The following is a 17,811-nucleotide window of genomic DNA, read 5'->3' as shown; positions in this document are numbered from 1 at the left end:
CGCCGTGCGGTGCCGCCTACGGCTATGCGATGAGGTAGCGTCAAGGTAGAGGTAGAGGCAGGCCAAGGGAGCAAACGCGTCAGCGAAGAGCGCACCGGGCTAAACGCGATTCGTTAGCTCAAGCGCTGCATCGCCCGGCGATCTACTGCCCTCATACAGCAGAAAAACCGCCACATCGCACACATGCCCATTGCCACTGGATCTTTAGAAGAAAGCCAACGGGAGGAAAATCGTCCCGAGGGCTGTACTGAAATTGAAGCACCGGCCATTACATAAAAATTGCCCGGCGAGTCAGCACAATAGGGGGGTTTAAGAAAACTCTTTTTTTAACTTACAGGCAAGATCCCCCCCCCTTCCAAAATACTAATATAGACAAGCGCCCCCCCTTCCACACGATGCATCTTCATAATTAATGATGCTCTATGTATACGCGTGCTGGACACAATTAATTCCCTCCATAATTTTTCATTCGGCGAAAAAACATCGAAAATCATGTCAATAATTACCATACTCGCATCAAAATCATTTAGACGATAGAGATTCTCCAATGATTTTCTTGCTGCTTTTCCCTCGATTTCATTACCCAGAACCGGCATATAACCCGCATTATCATATAAAATTTCGCGCAAATCTTCCAAATTGAAATTTCTATTCGGCGGCACAAAATATTTAGCATATCCATCAAGGAAATCATCTACCGCCTCTTCTACCGTGGGTAACAAGCGTGCTTTTTGCTCAAAGCCATTATTTCGCAGCATTTCATTTAGATCCTTTTGCCGCGACTCAGAGCCATAATTTTCAAGAATCAACCGAGGGCTTGTTTCGTTACCCTGCACGCCCTTCATCTCTTTAATAAATCCATCGAAGCCTGCTTCATTCATCGGATTCAAACGATGAATTTTTATATTTTCAAATTGCGGCCCAGCCTTACTTAAAATCAGCGAAAGATCCGCCACCTCAAAATTGGCATCATGAATTTCCAGCCACTTCAGCGACTGCATTAATTTTCTGTTTTCCAGAATTGCATTAATAAAATCTTTGCCAGCGTCCGAATTAGTTGCATCGGCTTGTGGCATCTTTAGTTTCATGGCGGCGAGTGCTGTTGGGCCACCGAAATTTTTGAGATGATCCGCGCTCAGGTTAACAACATTTCTTAAATCTATCTTGACCGTCTTCTCAGGAAATTTGGAAAAGTCAGATATATCATAGTCTTCACAATTACCCGACAAAATCAAATCAAAATACATCTCATTTTGAAATAAGCACTTCAAAGAATATGGCCCTGCAACTCGTATCCGCCTGATATCGACAATCTCCGAAAATCGCTTGTCATTATTCAACGAATTTTCTTGCTTAACCTCATTGCCAGTGGCATCAATTGTATATTTGAGCGACACCGAACCAGGACCATACAGCAAGTTATTTTTAAAAATTTCTTTTGAGATTAAAGAAAAATTATGGCGATCCCCGGCAAGAAGCCCTGAATTAATAATTTTATTTACCAAATACTTATTTCCAAAAATTTTATTGGAAATTCCTTTGCTCGCCGCCGAATTTTCACCTTCGCTCACCCGTCCTCTAGATTTTAAAATTCCCTTATCTGAAGCCGAAAAAGAGATTGCTCGCGATATTTCATTTAAAGCCTTCACATGAAAGATATTTTTATCATCATGAAATAAATTTACCTCCACTCCTCGAGCACCAATATCTATACGACTTTCTAATTTTTCGGAGTATTCTCCATCCCAGATGATCCATTTATTTCCATCTATATTATTGCCCCCAATAATAATACGCCGTAATTTGTCAAGATTAACCAATTGCACAGGAACGTCAATAAACTGGTTATTTTCCAATCCGACAATTTCCAGATTTTGCAATCCACTAAATGAGTCTGGCAAATCTACAATTAAATTACCCCCAATCCAAAATTCCTTTAGATTCACAAGATTGAATATCTTCTCGCTAATATCTGTTATCTTATTATTAGACAGGTTTACAGAAACAAGCTTAACCATTTCAATAACACAGTCCGGGATCGACGATAGTCCCATCCCACTCAGCGCAAGACGCGTCAGATTTGCATTATCTAACAATGAAACATATTTCATATCCATCGGATTGCCAGATATATCAAGATCAGCCAACCCGGTCACCTCTCTAATAATCGATGGAAAAACAGAAAATAAATTACCTGATATATCCAGACGAATCATTTCAACGCTAAAATTACGCAACAAACTACTCTTTCCGAGAACAGCAAGTATCGTCGATAAATCTAACAACCGCTCAAACCCCGGTGGAAACTCTTTCAATCCCAGAGAAGAAAGATTCAACTCCCATGCCTCGCGCTCACTAATAAAATTGATTATGATCCGCACAGCATCTTTACGTTTTTCATATGGCCTCGCATTAGAAGAAAACGCCCATGCCCGCATGTGCCGGATGCACCGGTCTATCTGCAGCTCATATGGTGCATCTTCCCCATTTACCAACTCCATCGGGCCGGTTTGGATCTCGTAAAAAGAGAGAAATATCTGGCGAATATCTGGCGGAATATTATTTATCTCATATGGCGTAAGATCAATAACCACAGATTTGTTATCTTTATTGTCTATATTATGATACGCCCTCAGCATCAAATTCAACACCATATCCTGATACTCAACCTTGATTTGATCTGATGTACAAATCCACTGCACAATCTGGTTCAGATGACTATTATCGGGCTCCAAAACAAGTGCCAGCGGCGTTATTCCATTTTCCTTGTTTTCTTTAATTTTTCTCTCAAGTTTCAATAAAGTATCTAGCAGTTTGTGCGGATTTTCTATATTGCTTAACCTTTTTTCAGCCAGCGGAACAAGCAGATCCAGCATCACGCGATAAACAGCGATATATAATTTCATATCACTTTCGATATGATGATCCGCCACAGAAGACAATCTCTCCAATCGCTTCAGCACAAGATCATTTTTCTCGCGCAGATTTATTCTATTTATCCTGAGTTCCGGCTTATTTTCAGAAAAAATGGCACCGGAAAAGGCCATTAATTCATCGTCCCCTGGAAAACATCTAGAGTAGTATCTTTCAAGATCATAGGGTTTTTTAATTTCACTTACCAACTGGTCATACATCGAAATCAATACATCCCAAAAATAGATGCAAGCGTCTCGCTGCAAGGGATTTAAAAATTCATTTTTATTTGCAGCATAAAATAAAATATCATAACCGAGATTCCAGTCATCAAATTGATCAAGCCCATCTATCAGCCGGGCCAATGGAACAGCATTGCCATCGCGCCAGGCCAGCTCAATCGCCAGCCTGATAAATTCATCCATTTCATTATAATAACTATCCCCTTTATCAAACTGCGCCTTCAAGTCAGATATTTTAAGATAATTTTCCCAATTATTTTCTACCGAACCTGAAGCCAAGCCGACTCTTTTTCCCGATGCGACCAGAATATTTTTGTTTAGATCCATAAACCGGACTGCATTGACCCCGTGCCGAGGATGCTGTTGGGCTACTGTTCCGCCAGATTTACCTGGTGAAAATATTTTATTTCTAATTTTTCCTAAAGCAGACCATTTGAACCTCTCAACCATCTCATTCATTAGGGTCGGCCCAAATAATTTTTCAGAAAACTCAGGAATAAACTTTGTCATTTTTTAACTACTTTTTGTTTTAATAAATATCATTTATTTTTTTAACGACTCGCTGCACAACAGCGCGATTTTATTCAACTGAGCTGCGAGTTATATTCCGTACGCGAGTCCCGCGCATCCATACCCAGCGTAAGTAACGACGACCTGGCGCACGTTCCATTTCCCCACGACTTATCGCGCCGCACCGCGAAGATCCTCTGCGCATCGCATCGCTTAAACCACGGCATCGCGCGCGTGGTTCATCCAAGGCAACCCAGCCTGGATGACAAGCGCATGGCGACAGATAGCCATCACACCGGCACCGCTCGCCGTGCTCAAATCCAGCGCCCCTCAGCGCCAGCTACTTTGTCAGGCGTGCCCGTCACCGGACACACCTTCCCCCTGCAGGCTTTTACTCAGTCACCGGTTCGCTGTACTCCGACACCAGCTTGGTCGTGAGATAGCTTTCGAGCGCTTCAGCGCCGCCCTCCGTGCCATAGCCTGACTCCTTGATGCCGCCAAACGGCAACTCCGGCAACGACAGTCCGTGATGATTCACCGACAGCATTCCGCTTTCAATGCCGCGCGACAATGCCGCGATCACGCTGGCTGAGCGCGTGTACGCATAAGCCGCGAGGCCAAACGGCAACCGGTTGGCCTCGGCCAGTGCCTCGTTCAGCAGCGTGTAACGGTTGAGCAGCGCCACCGGGCCAAACGGCTCTTCGTTCATGATCCGCGCCGTCAGCGGCACATCGCCCAGCACGGTCGGCGCGTAGCCATAACCCTGGCTCGCGGTGCGTGTGCCGCCGCTCAAGAGCCGTGCGCCGTGCTCGCGCGCATCGGCCACCAGCGCTTCGATATCCGCCAGCCGCCGCGCGTTGGCGAGCGGCCCGACGTCGGTGGCAGCGCTCAGCCCATTGCCGACGCTCAAGCGCTCGGTCTCGGACACAAACGCGGCAACAAACGCGTCATACACCGACGCATGGATCAAAAAGCGCGTCGGTGCGATGCAGATCTGCCCCGCATTACGAAACTTCGCCACGCACAGCAGCTTGGCGGCACGCTCGAGATCCGCGTCCGCGCACACGATGACCGGCGCGTGCCCGCCCAGCTCCATCGTCACGCGCTTCATGTGCTGCCCTGCGAGCGCCGCCAGTTGTTTGCCCACCGGAATCGAGCCGGTAAACGACACCTTGCGGATCACCGGATGCGCGATCAGATGCTGCGAAATCATCGCGGGAGTGCCAAACACCAGACCCAGCACGCCAGGCGGCAAGCCTGCGTCATGAAACGCCTGCACCAGCAGCGCGCACGACGCGGGCGTTTCCTCAGGACCCTTAAGCACGATCGAGCAGCCCGCTGCCAGCGCCGCTGCAATCTTCCGCACGGCCTGGTTCACCGGGAAATTCCACGGCGTAAATGCCGCCACTGGGCCCACCGGTTCTTTCAGCACCAACTGACGCACGCTCTCCGCTCGCGCGGGCACGATCCGGCCGTAGGTGCGGCGCGCTTCCTCAGCAAACCAGTCGATGATGTCGGCCGCTGCCAGCACTTCTCCCTGGGCTTGCGCCAGCGGTTTGCCCTGCTCCAGCGTCATCACCCGGGCGGCCTCGGCGGTGCGGCTGCGCCATAACTCAGCCGCGCGATGCAGCAACGCCGCGCGCTGCTGCGCGCTCTCCCGCCGCCATAACGCGAAGCCGCGCTGCGCCGCTGTCAGCGCGTCATCCAGATCGGCAGGTTCAGCGTGAGCTACGCTGCCCAGCGTGCTCTCGTCGAACGGATTCAGCACCGGGAGCACGCGGCCAGCCGCGCCGGAGCGCCACTGACCGTCGATAAACAACAGTGAATCGGGATAGTGCTGCGGAGTAGTCATGGCGAATGGGCTCTCGGTTAAAGCGCGGGCATGAGGCGCGCAGATCAGGAACAGCCAGGGGCGGCGGCAGGAGCAAGGGCAACAGCACCCGGCATCAAGGCATCAAGCTAGGCGCAGCCTACACCGGCGACCATGTACCGAACTGGCCATTGCGATACACCAGCGGCAATGCTTCGCTGGCGAGCCAGAGCTTTTGCACCGCGCCGATCATGATGAAGTGGGTATCGACCTGCCATGCGCTCCGCAGCTCGCATGCCATCGCCGCCACGGCGTCATGCAGGATCGGCGAGCCGGGGGTTTCATCGGTCCAGTCGCCCCGGGCAAAGCGTTGATCGCCGTGCAGGTTGCCCACGCCAGCAAAGCATTCCGCCAGCCCCTGACGATGACTCGGCAGCAAGTTGACGGAGAACGTGCCTGCCTCGCGGATCGCCGCGCAAGTCGCGGATGACGCGTTCAGGCATGCCAGCACCTGGGGCGGATCCACGGTCAGCGAACACACGGCGGTGGCGGTCAGGCCGCTGCGTTGCGGCGCGCTGCCCGTCGCCACCACGGTCACGGTCGCAGCGAGACGGCGCATCGCTTGTCTAAAGGCTTCCTGCTGGGAATCGAGAATCATGATGTGGCCTCACTCGGGTTGGATACCTCAGCAAGAAACGCCATTACCTGTTGCGCCACCTGCTCGGGTGCTTCGATCAACACGGCATGCTTGAGGGCCTCAAGCACCACCAGCCGTGCATGAGGCAACGCCGCGGCAATCTGCTGGTTAAGCCGGGGCGGACAGCCGCCGTCAAACTCGCCCGTCAGCACCAGCGTGGGGGCACTCACGCTGGGCAGCCAGGCCGCCATTTCGGTCTTGGCGTAGATCTCGAACACATTCAGAAACACCTCCGGGTTGGTATCCAGCACTTGCTGGCGGCGCTGACGTATCGCCTCCGGCTGAGCCGTGCCAAACGCCTCGGTGAACCAGCGCGCCACCAGCACCTCTAGCGAAGCGGCAACGCCACCGGCACGCATCGCCGCCACCAGCGCCTGCACCCTGGCCGCATCGTCAGCGGTGCGAAACGCCGCGGTGCTCAGCAAGCCCAGCGAGCGCACTCGCTGCGGATAGCGCCGGGCATAAGCCGGGCCGATCATGCCGCCCAGCGAATGCCCGACGATATGCATCCGCTCCAAACCCAGCCGCACTCGCAACGCTTCGAGGTCCGCTACCAGATCATCCAGCGTGAACGGCTCGCCCGGCCACGGGGATTCACCGTGACCGCGCAAGTCGTAGCTGATACAGCGATAGCGCTCTTTAAGCTGCGCGATGGCGGCGTTCCATAAACTGCGGCGCGCGCCAATTCCATGCACCAGAATCAGCGCTTCACTTGCCTCGGGGTCACCGCCGTGGCCGCCGTGGTCGCTATATGCACACTCCACTGCCTGTGTCATGACTCGATCAAAACGCTCGTGGCGTCGCCTCTCAAGGGGTTAGCGAAAACTATCGCGGTAGCGCTCAGGCTTTCGTTTCGCGCTCGCTGCATAACTCGCCCGCCACGCTCCAGTCTTCTTTGGCGACCTCGGTGAAGATCACATGCACGCTTTCGCGCTTGCCGCCCGCCGCAGCGATAAATGCATCGGTCAAAGAGCGGCCTAGCTGGCGCTTTTGTTCGTGTGTGCGGCCGGGGAACATTTCAACTCTGATGATGGGCATGACATAACTCCGGTTAAAAATTTAAATAGCTCAGGTAATTCAGGTAAGCCAGGTACTGACATAACGCAGGCATCACGCGACTGAAGCCGCTTCGGGCACTTTGCGGGCCGCGAAATGCGGCATCACATCGCGGGCGAAGCGCTGCATCATGTCGCTGGTTTCTTCATGCGACTGGCCAAAGCCGGCGCTGAAAATCACTTCGTCGATCCCGGCTTCGGCGTACTGGCCGAGGCGGTCGATCATTTCAGCGGGCGGGCAGATCAAGATGTTGCCGGCCATCTCTTCCAGCGTTTGCTTGCGTGGCAGCGCCTCTATCAGCCCGTTCGTCACCACGCCTGGCCCGGAGAAAACGTTATCGAAGCGCTTGTAGTACTCGTAGGTCAGCGCCAGTTTTTCGCGTGCGTCGGCGGCATCGGTTGCCAGATAGATTGGCCGTTGCAGCGATAGCCGCAGATGCTCGCCGCGTGCGCCCGCATCGGCCTTGCCACGATGGAACGCAGCGACTTGTTGCAGCAGCACCTCGTGTGAGGCTTGCAGCGGCGTGGTCTGGATGTTGAAGCCCTGTTTGGCGCAGTGATAGATACCTTCGGGTGCCATCGCGGCCACCATCAGGGGCAATGGCCGCATCGGGCGCGGCATCACGGTAAGCGGGGCGAACTGGTAGAACTCGCCGTCCCAGGACACTTCTTCCTGGGTCAGCAACGCTTGCAGCACCGCGAGCGATTCATCGAATCTGGCGCGGGTTTCGCTCATCGGCACGCCCAGGCGCTCTAGCTCATAGGCAAACGCCCCGCGCCCTACCCCCAGCACCAGGCGGCCGTCGCACAGCATGTCGGCCTGAACCGCCTCACCGGCGAACACCCGCATATCGCGCACCGGCAGCACCACGATGGAGGTCATGATCTCCACGCGTTCGGTGAGCGCCGCGATCTTCACGGCCAGTTGCAGCGGCGAAGGCACCAGCAAGATATTCACCAGATGGTGTTCCGGGATCGACACCGCGCGAAACCCTAAACGTTCGGCTAATACAGCCTGCTCAACCATCTCGTGATAAAGCCGTTTGCCGCCATATTCCTTATTCGGCAAATAGCTCGTCAGAAAATAATTAAAGTCCATGATTACCTGCCTTTGAATAAATTCCGCCGCACGCGCGTGACAACGCCTGGCACCTGGGCCATGAGTTTTTTCCCGCGTTCCGGTTTGACTTCGACTGCGCGTTTAACTGGCGGCAGCTAACCCATGTTTAACCACTGGCGGCCGTCATGCCCTGGCGTTGATCTGGCTCACCGCTGAGCGCATAACCAGGGCAGACACGACGGCCGCCAGCACCTCCTTCACTTGCTACCCACTGCTATTCACTTCTGCCCGGCAAGCGTCCTGAGCGGCTAGGACACTGTGTTGCAAAACAGCTTGCGGCTTAATTCCCGAGCCACGCCTTGACCCGGTCTGGATGTTTCGCCACCCAGTCCTCGGCCATTGCATCAGGCGTTTTGTTATTCACTGTCATGTCGTAAATCCACGCATTAACGTCATCCGTTTTAATCGCTATCCGCGATAAAAAGGCGGCAATTTGTGGTGCGCGTTTTTCCAGGGTCCGGGTGTAACCGATATAAATCGGCTGCGGTGGGGTTTCACAGGTAATCCGGCCTTTTTCCAGCCAGTCCGCGCTTTTTTGCGGCTCGATGTAGTTGTAGCAACCATCGGCTTTGTATTCCGGCTTGCCCTTCCACGAGTCCATCGCATAGCCGTCGAACTTCGGTTCATCGAGCTTCACAAGATCGTATTGCTGAAACAGCGCTTCGGGCTTCCAGTAATAAAACAGCATGCCCTGCTGCGCGGCGTAACGTTTTTTCAGCTGCGCCTTGAAGAGCGCATCCGGCACGATGTACGCGTCGTAGTACTGCGTCAGCCCGTAGCTTTTGGCCTTGACCTGATAGATATCCGTCACGCCCCAGCCCGGTGCGCCTGGCCAGTAGTCACCCCGGCCATCGCCATTGACATCGAACAGCTTGGCAATCTCAGGCTTTTTCAGATCCGCCACCGACCGGATCTTGTACTTCTCGGCCATGTAACGCGGCACGTAAAAACCATCGGTAGCGAAATACGGTGCCTTGTTCAACGCGACCGTCTTGCGCTCATCGACGTACTTGCGCAAGCTAGCCGTCTGCGCTGCCGACCAGATCGCCGGGTGTACATCCACCGCGCCATCGCCCTTGTCCATCGCGGCGAAAATCGCAGACTGATCGGCCGCAATCAGGCTGACCTGAGCATCGAGATACTTCTCCAGCACCACCTTCAGCACCGCATCCACCGCACGGGGCTCGTCCCACGTAAGCTGACCGAGCACCACCGGGGTTTTGGCAAAGGCAGGCGTCACGGTGCTCACCACCGTCACAGCAGTTACCGCGGCCAACGTGCAGCTCATCACCATTCGACGTACAAAATTTCCAGGCATGTGTGTCTCCTCCAGGGTACCGACAGGGCCGGTCCGGTCACGCTTTTCTGCCAGCGTGTGCCGAAGCCGGGCTTTGACGCCGCATCAGGCGGTCAAAAATAATCGCGCAGAACACAATCGCCAGGCCGGCCAGAATGCCGCGCCCGTACTGCACGTTCTGCAACGCGAACATCACGTCGTAGCCCAGCCCGCCGCCGCCAATCAGCGAGGCGATCACGACCATCGACAAACTCATCATGATTGACTGGTTCACCCCGGCGCTGATCGACGGCGCGGCCAGTGGCAGTTCAGCCTTGAGCAGCGTTTGTAACGGCGTCGCGCCATGGGCGTAGAGCGCTTCCTTGACCACCAGTGGCACCTGGTCGAGGCCAAGGCAAGTCAGGCGAATCAGTGGCGGGATCGAGAAAATCACGGTGGCCACAAGTGCCGGCGGCTTGCCGATCGAGAAAAAAGCCACAGCGGGCAGCAGATAGACAAAGCTCGGCATGGTCTGCATCACATCGAGACACGGCATGATGCAAGCCTTCATCACACGGTTTTTCGCTGCCGCGATGCCCAGTGGAATGCCGCACACCACACACACGATGAACGCCGCCAGCACTAGCGCGGCCGTCGTCACCGCTTTGTCCCAGAAGCCAAAGAGCCCGAGATAAGCCAGCGCCAGCGCCGTGAAAATGCCTGAGCCCACTCCGCCCTTGCGCCACGCCACTACGCTCAGCAGCACCAGCGCCAGCGGCCAGGGGACTGAAGCCAGCATCGCTTCGAGTAGCTTCAGCAGCACATTCATCGCCTGAGTAAGGCCCATGAATTCGCTCGCAAACTGCGTGGTCATCCATTCGACGGCGTGGTCGATGCCATTGGCGAGCGCAGTGAAAGCGCCCGGCAATGCGGGGAACGTCAGCATGCGCGCGTGCAGCACCGGCAGGCTCAAGGCCAGCCACGGCAGCGCCAGCAGCACCAGATACACCAGCACGGCGAGCGCCATGCCAACCATATCGCGCTCACGCGCCACCACCGGGGCCTGCGCGCGCCGCCACCAGACGCCCAGCGCCAGCGCACGAGCCGCCAGCGCCGCGAGCACACCCCACAACGGAGCAGGGCCGAACAATTGCAGCAGCGCAGCAAACTCCAGCGCGAGCGTGGGCCAGTAAGCGATGCGGGCACCTTCACGCGCGCAGTACAGCGATGGCAGCACGGCGGCCAGCAATGCGCTGCTGCGAGGTGTGTCGATGGCGCTGGCGGCGTCCATGGCGGTGGTTTTGTTCATAGCTGCAGTTGCCAGAGGCGTGGCGGTAGCGGTGGCCGTCTTCGCCGTAGCAGGCGTAGCCGTTGCATCAAGCGGCCCCTGGCGCAACGTGGCGAGTTTGTCGCTCATGCTGGATGTCCTTCCCTGACGGTTTGCAAAAGCACGTGCGGCGTCACAACGCCCGCGATCACGCCCGCGTGATGAATCGCAATCGGCTGCTGCTGCGCCACGGCCAGATCAATCAGTTCGTGTAACAGGCTCACGTCCGATGCCTGTGGCAACGCGTTGAGATCAGCCAGACGCTGACCGGTCTGGCTCAGATACGCCTCAAGCGGCAGCATGATCTGCCCGGCATGCACCAGATGCATGCGCGATATGCCCTGCACGAACTCGGCCACAAAACCATCTGCAGGCTGCATCACGATTTCGGCGGGCGTGCCAACTTGAACAAAGCGGCCGTCTTTCATGATCGCAATCCGGTCACCTAAACGAATCGCTTCATCAAGGTCATGTGTGATGAACACCGTGGTTTTGCCCATATCGCGCGACAGGCTCCTGAATTCGTTTTGCAACTGCCGCCGGATCAACGGATCAAGCGCGCTAAACGGCTCATCCATCAGCAAGATGCCAGGGTCGGCGGCCAGCGCCCGGGCTAAGCCCACGCGCTGCTGCATACCGCCAGACAACGCCTGCACCTGGCAGCCACCCCAGCCACCCAGCCCCACGACGTCCAGCACCTGAGCCACGGTTTTCGCCCGCCTGGCAGCACTGACTCCACGCAACTCCAGCGCGAGGCCAACATTGCTTTCCACACTACGGTGCGGCAGCAGCGCCATGTTCTGAAACACCATCCCCACCCGTGTGGCGCGCAACGCCCGTAATTCGCTGGCGTTGTAACGGCAGATCGACTCGCCATCAATCACGATCTCGCCCGCAGTCGGGTCAATCAAACGATTCAGATGGCGGATCAGCGTGGATTTGCCGCTGCCCGACAAACCCATCACGCAGAAGATCTCGCCGGGATACACCGTAAAGCTGACGTCCTGCACGCTCACCACGCAACCGTGGTCGCGGCGAGCCTGGGCGGGGTCCAGCGCTCCGCTGAGAATGCTGCGCTTGACGCTCGCTGCCACGTCTTCAGCGCCAAATACCTTCCAGATTCCCCGGCAATCAATCATTGCCGGACCTTGTGCGCGGGCAGAGCTCACCGCGCTATCTCTCGAACCCATCATGTGCTGTGTCACGGAGCGTGCCTTGGCGCAAAAACCGGTTAACGGGAACCCGCGCCAGCTACCTCGGACGCAGGCAACGGGTAACGGATGGACGGTGAACCTGGGCGGGCGGTACAGCGTTGGCGTGGCATACGGCAAACCATGGTGGTGTCTCCTGAAAGCGCAAGGCATAAAGCCACAAAACGGGGCCATCCGATCATGCCGCGAGACTCATTTTTTGTCTCATTAAAGTCTGAATTGATCGTGGTTATTTCTTTTTCAGCGACCCTGCTATCTCGTTTTGAGAATCATAGGCGCGCATTGCGATCCAAAAAAGACAATAATCTTGATAGATATCATCGAAATTTCTAATACAGGAGACGCCATGCAAATTGCCGTGCTGGAGACTTTTCTGAAAATTGCGGAAGTCGGCAGCTTCAGCCGCGCCTCGCAGTTGCTGTTCATCAGCCAGCCGACGGTCAGCGCCCGCATCCAGACCCTCGAAACCAGCCTCGGACAAAAGCTCTTTCGCCGCCTGAACAACGTTGTGGAACTCACTCAGGCGGGCCGGACCTTTTTGCCGTATGCGCAAGCGGTGGTGCGCAGCTGGACCAAGGCGCGTCAGGAAATCGCGTTGCCGCAAGGCTTTATCGGTATCTTGACGGTGGGCGCGCCGCCTTCGCTGTGGTGCGATTACCTGCTGGAGCACATGGCGGCGTTCCAGACCAAGGTGAGCACCGTGGCCTTCAACGCGGTGGTCGCCGATGCCAAGACCGTGCTGGACAAGCTTGATGCTGGTGAAATCGACGTCGCCGTACTGCATGAGCCAACGATCAAAACCGACTGGTCCACCCGCAAGCTATTCGCGGATTCACTGGTGCTGGTCTCGACCTCGCCGCGCCAGCTGGTGCGCTGGGACCCGCGCTACGTCTTCATCGACTGGGGCGCAAGCTACCGCGAGCAGCATTTCCGGGCATATCCGGTTGACGACACACCGCTGGTTACTTTCAGCGACGCCAGCATTGCGCTGAGCTATTTGCTGAATGTCGGCGGCTCGGCATATCTGCCGCAACGCTGGCTCGATCTGCCCGAATACCGTGAGCGATTATTTCCAGTTCCTGGTGCGCCGGTGTTTGAAAGAGATGTGTTTATGGTTACTGATAGCCAGCTCACCGGGACAGGATGGCGTAGTGAAGCGATTGAAACGCTGTTTACATAATCGCCGATGAAGCAAAAAACACCCCCAACTTAAATCGGGCAATAACTTATCAGCCATTAATTTACTGACAATGGCATGTATTTTTTAGCGGGTTTACTCCTGGTCGAAAGCATTTTCAGGCTAGAATCCACACAACGAAAAATATGACGCCACCCAAGGTGGCAAATGAAACCGGGGGATTACCTGCACGAGCGAGGCGATATTTTTTATCCTCGCTCGTTGCTGAGCACTCTATTGCATGCGCCAATGCGCATAAAAAAACGAGCCTCTCATTACATTATTTTTCGATCAAAGGCGGCCATCATGGTTAAATTAACTATTGTTAAAGCATTTAATAATTTTATAAAAAATAGCAACGACAAGCGGGATCCGTGCCTAACCAAGAAAGAATCGACAGAAATCAAGAAACTTGCCAAGCAATTACGCAGCGGTCAACCGTCTGTTTCGCATAGCATCTTGTTCACCAGCGATATCTCCATAAAAAATCCTTACCAGGTTCCTAGTGGTTCTGCCAACAGGCGTGATGCCTATCTGGCCGTACTGCTGAGTTCAGCCTTGCCAGATCCGCTAGGGTCCGACAAGGAAGGAAATACCCTGCTCAGCACGATGACGGAGCGCCCCCACGACTCAGTCCATAAAATCCTGCAAAAGTGGCTGCTCAAAGAACTCGGTCCTGACGTAGAAGCAGACGAGGCTATGAAACGCCTGCATGGCGAAATCGCTATCGAGTTCGCCAAGTTGAGCCAAATCGACATGGCAAACCTGTTGCTGAAGATGGAGCGAAGAATCGAATTCGACGGAGCCTCCCTCATCCCTTCCCCCAGCAAGAAAGAAATCCTGTTGCAGGAGATGAGGCGGGAACAAGAGAGGACGCAGGAAAGGGAGGAGGAACTAAAGATAGCGCAGGAACTGAAAAGTCAACAAAGACTGAATAGATGCGATCCGAGGGACCCGGCCCCAAACTCCGGTGCAGTCCCAGACAACTTGTTGCTGGAAGAACCAGACGACAGCTCAGATGACGAGCTCGACAGCGACTCAATGCACTCGGCCATCGTCTCTCCACGGCAATACGCGCCGAAACATCCTGACCTGCTCAAGCACGCGCTCACCTATATGAACGGCGCGATAGTCGATTTCCTGATGCAGCCCGGCCTCGGCAATGACAAACCCGATGAAAACGGCTGGACGCGGCTCGCGCTGGCACTGCAGCAACACACTCGCCCCAACCCCGATCTCAACTTCCTGGTTCCAGCGGAAATTTATTTGCATTTCGCCACGCTACCGCCCGAAATCATCGACAAAATCCTGCCGCCACAAGAAATCCTGGACAAATATTTCCCAGAAGAAGAGGAAATCGGTGCCGGGTTTTGCTTCGATGGACCCGACGATTTAGGCCGTTTTTCTCTGATTGATGTGCGGTATGAGCAGGTATGCATCCTGCGTGAGTCGATCAGGCTATGCCGGGTAGCGACAGACACAGCGCAAATACATTCTTGCAAAACAGTCGACGATGCCTTGCTGCAGAAATTTCTCGCCCGGACAACCACTGACGAGCAGCGCAGCCGGCTGGGACGATTCAAACATGTGATCTCAAACCAGAACAGCATGTTCAAAAAAAAACGCTCCAGGATTCACAAGCACCTCATCGTCCATCAACCCAGGCCGCCTGGAATAGCGCAGCCACCCGCGCATCACCGGCGCTGGCCCGCAACCCTGGGGCAGCGCCGTTTTTGCTTATCGCTGGGGGCGCTCAGGCCGGCCTCACCTCCCCTTCGCACAGCCCAAACCCGACCCTATAGCCCGCGCCCTGGCACCAGCCCGCCAGCGTGATTGCGTCGCCATCTTCGATGAAGCTGCGCGTGCCTCCCGCCAGTTGCAGCGGCGTCGCGCCATTGCGGCTCAGCTCCAGCAAGCTGCCAGACGAAGCTGGCGTGGGCCCGCTGATCGTGCCCGAGCCCATCAGGTCGCCCACCCGAGTGTTACAGCCCGAAACGGTGTGATGCGCCAGTTGCTGCGCCATGGTCCAGTACAAATAGCGGAAGTTAGTTTGGCTAATCACCTCCGGCTGCGCAGCACCCGCAGGCAGCAACCGCGCTTCCAGCGCGATATCAAACGCGTGCGCTGGGGCCCCCTCTGTCCGCTCTGCCCCCTCGACTCCCGCTGCCGCACCATGGCGCAGATAGGCCAACGGCTCGGGCGACTGAAGCGGCTGCGCCACCCGAAACGGCTCCAACGCATCCAGCGTGACCACCCAGGGCGAAATCGTGGTGGCGAAGGTCTTGGCATTGAAAGGCCCGAGCGGCACGTATTCCCATTGCTGGATATCGCGCGCGCTCCAGTCATTGAGCAGCACCATGCCGAAGATATGGTCTTCCGCCTCAGCACAGCTCACTGGCTCCCCCAGCGCATTGCCACGGCCGATGATGAAAGCCGTTTCCAGTTCGAAATCCAGCTTGCGGCATGGGCCAAACACCGGCCGCTCACTGCCCGGCAGCTTCAACTGGCCCTGCGGCCGCCGCACCGGCGTGCCACTCAGCACCACTGACGAAGCCCGGCCGTTATAGCCAATCGGCATTTCAGTCCAGTTCGGCAACAGCGCCTGCGCTGGGTCACGGAACATCGAGCCGACGTTAGTCGCGTGTTCTTTCGAAGAATAGAAATCGGTGTAGCCAGGAATATCGAGTGGCAGATGCAAGGTGGCCTGATCCTGGCGCAGCAGCACCTGATCACGCAGCGCGGGCGCGTCACGCAGGGTCGCCGTCTCGCGGGCGAATAACGCGCTTAACTGAATTCGCACGCTGCGCCACGTCTCACGCCCGAGCGCGATGAAACCGTTCAGCACACGTTGACGCAGCACCCCAGCGTGTGCGGCTGAAGACAGCGTCAACAGCCCCGCGTCATGCAGCGCCGCCAGATCGACAATCATCTCGCCCAGCGCCACCCCCACCCGAGGCTCAGGCTGGGACACCGAACTGAAAATGCCGAACGGCAGGTTCTGCAGCGAAAAATCACAAGTGGGATGGTTCGCGCTCTCAAGCCAGCTCTTGCGCGACGCAGCCCACGTCGCCTGAAGCTCATGCGTCATGCTCATCGCTGCTCCGGAGTGAAATGTTTCGTCAGGCCCTGCCAGCATTCGAAGTAATCCGCCTGCAAAGGCGCTTCTTCGAGCGCAAAGCGCGTCGGCTTGAGCAAGGTGCGGGTTTCGAACATGAAGGCCAGCGTATCGCTGACTTTATGCGGCGTAGTGGTGTCGCTATGCGAGGCCCGCGCGAACGTCTCAGCATCGGGCCCATGCGCCACCATGCAGTTGTGCAAGCTCGCGCCGCCCGGCACAAAACCCGCCGCCTTGGCGTCGTACACCCCCTGCACCAGGCCCATGAATTCGCTCGCCACATTGCGGTGAAACCACGGCGGGCGAAAGGTGTCTTCCGCCACCAGCCAGCGCGGCGGAAAAATCACGAAATCCAGCGTATCGACACCCGGCGTATCGCTCGGCGCTTGCAGCACCAGAAAAATCGACGGATCAGGGTGATCGAAGCTGATCGAACCCAGCGTATTGAAGCGGCGCAAATCGTATTTGTACGGCGCGTAATTGCCATGCCAAGCCACCACATCGAGCGGCGAATGACCCAGCGGCGCATGCCAGAGCACGCCATTCACCTTGGTGACGAGTTCAAACGCGCCTTCGCGGTCTTCATAGGCCGCATGCGGCGTCAGAAAATCACGGGGCTGAGCCAGACCATTCGAGCCAATCGGGCCCAGATCTGGCAGACGGAGCAGCGCACCGAAGTTTTCGGCCAGATAGCCACGCGCGACGCCATCCGGCAGCGTCACCGCAAAACGCACCCCGCGCGGAATCACCGCGATCTCACCGGGCCCCACATCAAGCCGCCCCAGTTCGGTCGCAATCTGCAACCGGCCTTCCTGCGGCACGATCAGCAACTCGCCATCGGCGTTATAGAAAAAACGCCCGTCCATCGAGCGGTTCGCCACATAGCAATGAATCGCACAGCCACTCATCGCCTCCGCCGCGCCATTGCCCGCCATCGTGCTCCAGCCGTCGATGAAATCGGTCGGCTCAGCCGGCAGCGGCAACGGGTCCCAGCGCAGCGGATTCGGCGGCGTAGGCGGCACATCGTGGAAGTTCGCCACGATCCGGCTCAGCCGGTGCGGTGCCAGCCGCACAAACGGCTGATGCACCGCTGCGGGCCGCAAGCGGTACAGCCAGCTACGCCGGTTATCCGCGCGCGGCGCGGTGAACGCCGTGCCGGAAAGCTGCTCGGCATACAGGCCATACGCCGCGCGCTGCGGCGAGTTACGCCCTTGTGGCAAGGCACCGGGCAGCGCTTCTGTAGCGAATTCGTTGGCAAAACCCGACTGATAACCAGGCTCAAGCTCCGCTCGCAGTTGGCCAGCGGGTTGGATAGGAACTTGCATCACGTTTCTCCGTTTTCTCTATTGTCTCCATTG

General features: G+C 56.2%; 13 protein-coding genes. 2 read left to right on the top strand and 11 right to left on the bottom strand.

The window, feature by feature from the left end; genetic code table 11:
- Positions 1-326: 326 nt before the first annotated feature.
- The 9 genes from GH656_RS04125 to GH656_RS04085 form a co-directional block, all read right to left on the bottom strand.
- Positions 327-3,665 (bottom strand): leucine-rich repeat domain-containing protein, encoded by a 3,339-nt coding sequence (locus tag GH656_RS04125; RefSeq protein WP_153074715.1) that lies wholly within the window; start codon positions 3,663-3,665, stop codon positions 327-329.
- A 391-nt stretch (positions 3,666-4,056) separates the two neighbouring features.
- Complete coding sequence (locus tag GH656_RS04120) at positions 4,057-5,517, bottom strand: NAD-dependent succinate-semialdehyde dehydrogenase (protein ID WP_153074714.1); 1,461 nt, start codon at positions 5,515-5,517, stop codon at positions 4,057-4,059.
- Between the two features lie 118 nt (positions 5,518-5,635).
- Positions 5,636-6,133 (bottom strand): flavin reductase family protein, encoded by a 498-nt coding sequence (locus GH656_RS04115; protein ID WP_153074713.1) that lies wholly within the window; start codon positions 6,131-6,133, stop codon positions 5,636-5,638.
- Positions 6,130-6,948 (bottom strand): alpha/beta fold hydrolase, encoded by an 819-nt coding sequence (locus GH656_RS04110; RefSeq protein ID WP_153074712.1) that lies wholly within the window; start codon positions 6,946-6,948, stop codon positions 6,130-6,132. Before GH656_RS04110 ends, GH656_RS04115 begins: the two co-directional genes overlap by 4 nt.
- Before the next feature lie 64 nt (positions 6,949-7,012).
- Complete coding sequence (locus GH656_RS04105) at positions 7,013-7,231, bottom strand: 2-hydroxymuconate tautomerase (RefSeq protein ID WP_281349659.1); 219 nt, start codon at positions 7,229-7,231, stop codon at positions 7,013-7,015.
- Between the two features lie 51 nt (positions 7,232-7,282).
- The gene (locus GH656_RS04100; protein ID WP_153074710.1) at positions 7,283-8,326 is read right to left on the bottom strand and encodes an LLM class flavin-dependent oxidoreductase; all 1,044 of its coding nucleotides are present in this window, start codon (positions 8,324-8,326) and stop codon (positions 7,283-7,285) included.
- 301 nt (positions 8,327-8,627) lie between these two features.
- Positions 8,628-9,635 (bottom strand): ABC transporter substrate-binding protein, encoded by a 1,008-nt coding sequence (locus tag GH656_RS04095; protein ID WP_174769688.1) that lies wholly within the window; start codon positions 9,633-9,635, stop codon positions 8,628-8,630.
- 67 nt (positions 9,636-9,702) lie between these two features.
- A complete protein-coding gene (locus GH656_RS04090; RefSeq protein WP_153074708.1) occupies positions 9,703-11,040 on the bottom strand; it encodes an ABC transporter permease in 1,338 nt (445 codons plus the stop codon).
- Positions 11,037-12,155: a quaternary amine ABC transporter ATP-binding protein gene (locus GH656_RS04085; RefSeq protein WP_246184200.1), complete on the bottom strand. Its 1,119-nt coding sequence runs from the start codon at positions 12,153-12,155 to the stop codon at positions 11,037-11,039. The genes GH656_RS04090 and GH656_RS04085 overlap by 4 nt, the downstream gene beginning before the upstream one ends.
- Positions 12,156-12,507: 352 nt before the next feature.
- Here GH656_RS04085 and GH656_RS04080 point away from each other — a divergent pair, with 352 nt between their 5' ends.
- Positions 12,508-13,341 (top strand): LysR family transcriptional regulator, encoded by an 834-nt coding sequence (locus GH656_RS04080; protein ID WP_153074707.1) that lies wholly within the window; start codon positions 12,508-12,510, stop codon positions 13,339-13,341.
- A gap of 165 nt (positions 13,342-13,506) precedes the next feature.
- Entirely contained in the window at positions 13,507-15,171 is a 1,665-nt protein-coding gene (locus tag GH656_RS04075) for a hypothetical protein (RefSeq protein WP_153074706.1), read from the top strand.
- Here the strand turns inward: GH656_RS04075 and fahA are convergent.
- Positions 15,092-16,432, bottom strand: coding sequence for a fumarylacetoacetase (gene fahA / locus GH656_RS04070; protein ID WP_153074705.1), 1,341 nt, complete (start codon positions 16,430-16,432; stop codon positions 15,092-15,094). The two genes, GH656_RS04075 and fahA, sit on opposite strands and share 80 nt — an antisense overlap.
- Positions 16,429-17,778: a homogentisate 1,2-dioxygenase gene (gene hmgA, locus GH656_RS04065; protein WP_153074704.1), complete on the bottom strand. Its 1,350-nt coding sequence runs from the start codon at positions 17,776-17,778 to the stop codon at positions 16,429-16,431. The genes fahA and hmgA overlap by 4 nt, the downstream gene beginning before the upstream one ends.
- Positions 17,779-17,811: the final 33 nt, after the last annotated feature.

It is taken from the genome of Paraburkholderia bonniea, assembly GCF_009455625.1.
GTDB lineage: Bacteria > Pseudomonadota > Gammaproteobacteria > Burkholderiales > Burkholderiaceae > Paraburkholderia > Paraburkholderia bonniea.
Note: the sequence above shows the minus strand (reverse complement) of the source record. Positions and strands in the feature narration are given on the sequence as shown.